Genomic DNA, 5,857 nt, shown 5'->3' with positions numbered 1-5,857 from the left:
TGTGGGCACGGTGCTCTACGGCGTCTTTTTGCTGTTCTCGGGCGCCACGCTGCTACAGGGGCTGCTGTGCCTGTGGCTGTTCAACATTATGATCGTCAATTGGAACGGCATGAGCTATCTCACCGCTATTAAGGATTACCGCGGTATCCTATGCAGCTTTGCGGCTGCCATTGGCGTGGCGTGCCTGTGCGCCCTGGCCGCGCTGGCGCTTGGTCTGCCGCCGGTCGAGGGCCTTTTGGCGTCAATTGCTCTGGGCTATGGCGTCATGCTCGCCTGGGACGTGGTACTGCTGTACCGGTTTTTTCCGCAGAGCGAACGCAGCCCCTGGCTCTTTTTACGGTGGCTTGATCAGTTTATTCCGTTGGCGCTCACGGGCTTGTTTACCAACCTGGGCCTCTTTGCGCACTTGGTGATAATTTGGGCCGGTCCCATTGGCGTGCAGGTCAAGGGCTTGTTTTATGGTGCGCCCTACCACGATGTGCCGGCGCTCATCGCGTTTTTGACGATCCTGGTCACGTCCGTCAACTTTGTGGTCTCGGTCGAGGTCAACTTTTATCCGCGCTACCGCGACTACTACAGCCTGTTCAATGACGGTGGCGTGGTGGGCGACATTGTGGTGGCCGAGGAGGAAATGCTTGCCACGCTCAACCGAGAACTGCGGTTTTGTGCGCTCAAACAACTGTTTGTGACGGCGGCGGTCATCTCGCTCGAGACCACAGTGCTCTCGGCGCTACCGTTGGGCTTTAACAACCTGATGCACGGGTATTTTCGCACGTTGTGCGTGGGCTACGGCCTGTATGCCGTGGGCAATACGGTGTTGCTCATCTTGCTGTACTTTACCGACTATAAGGGGGCCGTGCTGGCCTCGGGGTTGTTTGCCGGTGTGGCCGGGCTGGCGACTGCCGTTTCTCTGCTCTTGCCGCAGCAGTTTTACGGCTTTGGCTTTTTGTTGGGTGCAGCGGTGTTTTTTATCGTGGCGCTGCTGCGGCTCGATACCTATACCGCCAACTTGCCGTATCGTATCCTGAGCCAGCAGCCCATTGTGGCGACCGACAAAACGGGCTGGTTTACCGAACTTGGACGGGTGCTCGACCGTGTTGAGCAACGCTACGAGGACAAGCGCGTGGGCGGTGAGCCGCGCAGTGCGTTTGAACGTATGGTGGTTCGCCTGTACCAAAAACATTGGGGAGGTTCTGATGATCGATAAGTTGATGTCTCGCCGCTGCCTGATCGAGGCGGCTGCCGGCGCGCTGTTGCTTTCGGGCTGCTCGTCTCAGGACGAATCCTCGACTAAAAAGGTCAAAAAACAGGACAAGATTAAAAAGGCTGAGTCTTCCGACCAGTCCAAGCACCTTCGCGATAAGGACGAGCTGTACGAGGTCTACGACGACTCGGGCATTGTGACCATGTACCTGACGGTCTCGCGCGGTAACAGCTCCGAGAACACCGATCATAGCTGGGCCGAGATCAATACGTACTCGGTGTATGACTATGCCGACATGGGCGTGACGCGCTATCAGGTAATGGGGCTTTTGCAGGCGGGCGACGAAGACGGCCCGGTGGCCGGCGAGGTTGGCTATGGCGAGGAAGCGCCCAATGCTACCGTGCAGGTGCGTGGCCAGACGTCGAGCGGTTATACGAAGAAGAATTACAAGGTGGAGCTCAAAAAAGGAAAAGGTACCTGGCGCCAGCAGCGTGCGATTGCGCTCAACAAGCACATGGGCGAGGGTATGCGTTTTCGCAACAAGATGGCCTATGACCTTATTCGCGGGATTCCCCAGATGATGGGCCTGCGCACGCAGTTTGTGCATCTGTGGGTGTGCGACCAGACCGAAAAGTCCAACGATACCTTTGAGGACTACGGCCTGTTTACGCAGGTGGAGCAGCTCAACAAGACGGCGCTTAAGGCACATGGCCTGGATAAGAGCGGGCACCTGTACAAGGTGAACAGCTTTGATTTCCATCGCTACGAGGACACCATTAAGCTTGCCGATGATCCCGACTACAACCAGGCGAGCTTTGAAGGCATGCTCGAGATTAAGGGCGATACGGACCACACCAAGCTCATCGAGATGCTCGATGCGCTCAACGACGAATCGCAAAAGATCGATGACGTGCTCGACACCTACTTTGATACCGAGAACCTGGTCTATTGGTTGGCGTTTCAGATCCTGACGGGCAACTGCGATACGCAGAACCGTAACTGCTATCTGTACAGCCCGCTTAACTCCAAGGTCTGGTATATCCTGGATTGGGATAACGACGGCATGCTGCGTAAGCTTGAGCTGAGCCTGACGGGGTTCTCGGATTATGCGAGCTGGGAGCGCGGCGTAAGCAACTACTGGGGCAACGTGCTATTCAATCGTGCGTTGCGCAGCAAGTCTTTCCGCAGCGAACTCGACCGTGCCGTCAAGGACTTGCGCTCGTATTTGACCGAGACTCGCCTGACCAAGATGATCAAGCACTACCGCGAGGTGACTGAATCCCTGGTCTTTGCTTCGCCCGATATCGATAATCTGCCTGTCACCAAGGATCAATACGAGCAGATCGCCGCGGCGATTCCGGCCGAGATCGAAGAGAACTATAAGAGCTTCCGCGAGAGCTATAAAAAGCCCATGCCGTTCTACATCGGTGTGCCGCAGATTGATAACGGCAAGCTGCGCATTAACTGGGATGCGTCCTACGACTTTGAGGCGCGCGACATTCGCTACACCGTAGAGCTTGCGCTCGATTACGCCATTACTGACGTGATCTTTAAGGCCGAGGACGTGCTGCTGCCGGAGGTAACGTGCGATGCCCCCGATACCGGCCAGTATTTTGTGCGCGTGCGCGCCACCAACTCCGACGGCTTTACGCAAGATGCGTTTGACTACTATGTGACCGACGATGGCAAGCACTACGGCATGAAGTGTTTTTACGTGCAAGACGGCGGTAAGGTCGTGGAGGATACGTATGAGGAGGGCTAGCGCGCTGCTTGAGCGCTTGGCGGCCCCGCCCGTGCGTGCCACGCAGGAGCGTTACCGCCACGAGCTCAAATATCTCATTAACGAGGGCGAGCACGCCGCGCTTGCCTGTCGCATGGCGCCGGTGTTTAAGCTGGACAAGCATGCGCGGGCGGGCGGTTACACCATTCGCAGCCTGTACTTTGACGACTACTGCAACTCGGCCTACGAAGAAAAAGACGCCGGTATTCTCATGCGCAAAAAGTATCGCGTGCGCATCTATAACGGCAGCGACAAGGTGATTAAGCTCGAGCGCAAAAAGAAGTACGGCAGCTGGATCTATAAGGAGGACGCGCCGCTCACGCGTGACGAGTTTGAGCAGATCCTGGCTGGCGACTACGACTTTTTGCTCAGGAGCCCCCACCAACTCTGCCGTGAGTTCTACATCGAGTACATCTGCAATATGATGCGCCCGCGGACCATCGTGGATTACGAGCGCGAGCCGTGGGTGATGGATGAGGGCACCGTGCGCATCACGTTTGACATGAACGTGCGCGCGGCTGTGGGAAGTTTCGATATCTTTGACGCGACCTTGCCCGCGCTGCCCGTGCTGGAGCCCGGCAAGCTGGTGATGGAGGTCAAGTTTACGGAGTTTTGCCCGCAGTTGGTGCGCGATATGGTGCCGCCGGGCGCGGCCGAGCTCACGGCAGTCTCCAAGTACTGCCTGTGCTACGAAAAGACCGCCTACTTGCGCGGCTTTAACTACTGGGAATCGGATTTTGAGAACCGAGGGAATATTTAGACCATGAGCACCAGGGACTTTTTTAAGAACTCCGTCTTGGAGGCGTTTGGCCAGGTCGACCCTGCCAAGATCGGCCTGTCGCTGCTCGTGGCACTCGCCATGGGCATCCTGATCTATTACGTGTACAAGCGCTTCTTTACCGGCGTGGTGTACTCGCGCAGCTTTGCTGTGACGCTCGTGGGCATGTGCGTGCTCACCTGCATGGTCACGCTCGCGATCTCGACGAACGTGGTCATCTCGCTCGGTATGGTCGGTGCTCTGTCCATCGTTCGTTATCGTACGGCGGTCAAGGATCCGCTCGACCTGTTGTATCTGTTTTGGGCCATTACCACGGGCATCACAGCGGGCTCCGGCATGTATGCGCTCGTGGGGCTTACGGCGGTGGTGATCGTTGCGATGATCGCCGGCTTTGCGAGCCACCAGGACAAGGCGCGCGTGTACATGATGGTCATCCACTACACGGGCCAGACTACCGGTGATGATATCGTGCGTGCATTTGGGCGCACCAAGTTTACCGTCAAGTCCAAGACCATGCGCGGCGACAAGGTCGAGATGGCCGTCGAGGTGTTCTCGGACGGCGTTGACATGCCCTATGCCGACGCCATTCGCGCGCTTGACGGCGTGGAAGACTTGACGTTAATCCAGTACAACGGCGAATACCACGGGTAACTATGTTCCGGCGTTTTAACAAACGCCGGACCGCTCGACGCTGCGCGGGCATCTGCCGGGCGATCTGCCGCTCAAACCGTCGCTCGCGTACATAAAGTACGCTTCGCTCCTCTTTCGCGGCACCTCGCCACGGCAGCTGCCCGCTCGCTGGCGCTTGCTCGACCTGGGCGGTTGAAATGATCCATGGGCCCGTCTCATTTGCTCAATTTGCTGGCATGGGTTGGGTATTATGGTGAAAGCGATTTCAACGACAGGGGTGCTCGTGGTAAAGATGAAAGATGTGGCCGAGCTGGCAGGCGTTTCGAGCGCCGCCGTCTCGCGCTACCTCAACGGTGGATATATCTCGGCGGATAAGGCCGAGCGCATTAAGCAAGCGATTGAGCTGACCGGATACGTGCGGTCCAGCCAGGCTCGCGCGCTGCGCACCGGCTCCACCAAGCTCATCGGCGTCATCGTGCCTAAAATCAACTCGGAATCCGTGAGCCGCATTACCGCCGGCATTGGCCAGGTGCTCGGTCGCCGAGGCTACCAGATGCTGCTCGCGAATACTGACAACGTGGCCAAGCGTGAGCTCGAGTATCTCGACCTGTTCCAGAACCATCCGGTCGATGGCATTGTGCTGGTGGCGACCGTGGTTACCGACGAGCACCGTCGGGCGATTGAGTCGTGCCGTGTGCCCATTGTGCTGATCGGCCAAAACGTCGAGGGCGCGGCGTGCGTCTATCACGACGATTACGAGGCTGCCTTTGAGCTGGGTCAAGCGCTTGCGGGCCGCGTGGACGGCAAGATCGCCTATATTGGAGTTACCGAAGAAGACCGTGCCGCCGGTTACGACCGCCGTCGCGGTTTTGAGGCCGGATTACGCGCCGCGGGCAACCCGCTCGATGCCGCCTTGATTCGCCTGGGCTCGTTTACGCTCGACTCGGGCTATGGTGCGGCGCGTGAGCTGCTTTCCGTCGCTCCCGATGTTTCGTTTATCGCCTGCGCGACCGATACCATGGCGGCGGGCGCGGTGCGTGCCATCGATGAGGTTCGCGGCATGGGCGAGGGCATACACCGCGTGAGCGGTTTTGGCGATAACGCGTTTTTGCGCGCGCTGACGGGCGGCATTCCCACCGTGCATTATGGGTATCTGACCAGTGGCGTCGAGGCCACCAGCATGCTGCTCGACACGCTCGATGGCGTGGAGGGGGAGCGCGGTCTCAAGACGCTCAAGCTCGGCCATCAGCTTATGAATGTTTAGACTCTGGGCACGTCTGCCTGCCTCTGAGCTGCCTGTTTTTGCCGTAAAACTACCATTCGCCGGCATATTCCTACCGTTCACCCTACTGTGAAAACGATTACATACATATGAAACTGAAAACGATTACAGTGTAAGTGTCAAAGATGGCCGGGTGCACATGCGCCCGCTGGAGGAAAGGGAAGTCATGGACTACCGCAAATC

The 5,857-nt window shown here is 57.8% G+C and carries 5 protein-coding genes; all 5 read left to right on the top strand.

What is annotated here, in order from left to right; translation table 11 throughout:
- Nucleotides 1–1,207: exopolysaccharide Pel transporter PelG (gene pelG / locus AB5405_RS08010; RefSeq protein ID WP_368138115.1), on the top strand; the 1,207-nt coding region annotated here is incomplete at its 5' end.
- On the top strand, nt 1,197–2,966 hold the full coding sequence (locus AB5405_RS08005) for a CotH kinase family protein (protein ID WP_368138114.1): 1,770 nt from the start codon (nt 1,197–1,199) through the stop codon (nt 2,964–2,966). The genes pelG and AB5405_RS08005, both read left to right, overlap by 11 nt.
- Complete coding sequence (locus AB5405_RS08000) at nt 2,953–3,744, top strand: polyphosphate polymerase domain-containing protein (protein ID WP_368138113.1); 792 nt, start codon at nt 2,953–2,955, stop codon at nt 3,742–3,744. Before AB5405_RS08005 ends, AB5405_RS08000 begins: the two co-directional genes overlap by 14 nt.
- 3 nt (nt 3,745–3,747) lie before the next feature.
- Entirely contained in the window at nt 3,748–4,413 is a 666-nt protein-coding gene (locus AB5405_RS07995) for a DUF4956 domain-containing protein (RefSeq protein WP_368138112.1), read from the top strand.
- 271 nt (nt 4,414–4,684) lie between these two features.
- Entirely contained in the window at nt 4,685–5,656 is a 972-nt protein-coding gene (locus tag AB5405_RS07990; protein ID WP_368138123.1) for a LacI family DNA-binding transcriptional regulator, read from the top strand.
- The last annotated feature ends 201 nt before the right edge of the window (nt 5,657–5,857 follow it).

Origin of the sequence: Collinsella aerofaciens (genome assembly GCF_040920445.1) — a bacterium.
GTDB lineage: Bacteria > Actinomycetota > Coriobacteriia > Coriobacteriales > Coriobacteriaceae > Collinsella > Collinsella aerofaciens_BH.
The sequence above is the reverse complement of the archived record's forward strand: the minus strand, read 5'-3'. Positions and strand labels throughout refer to the sequence as shown.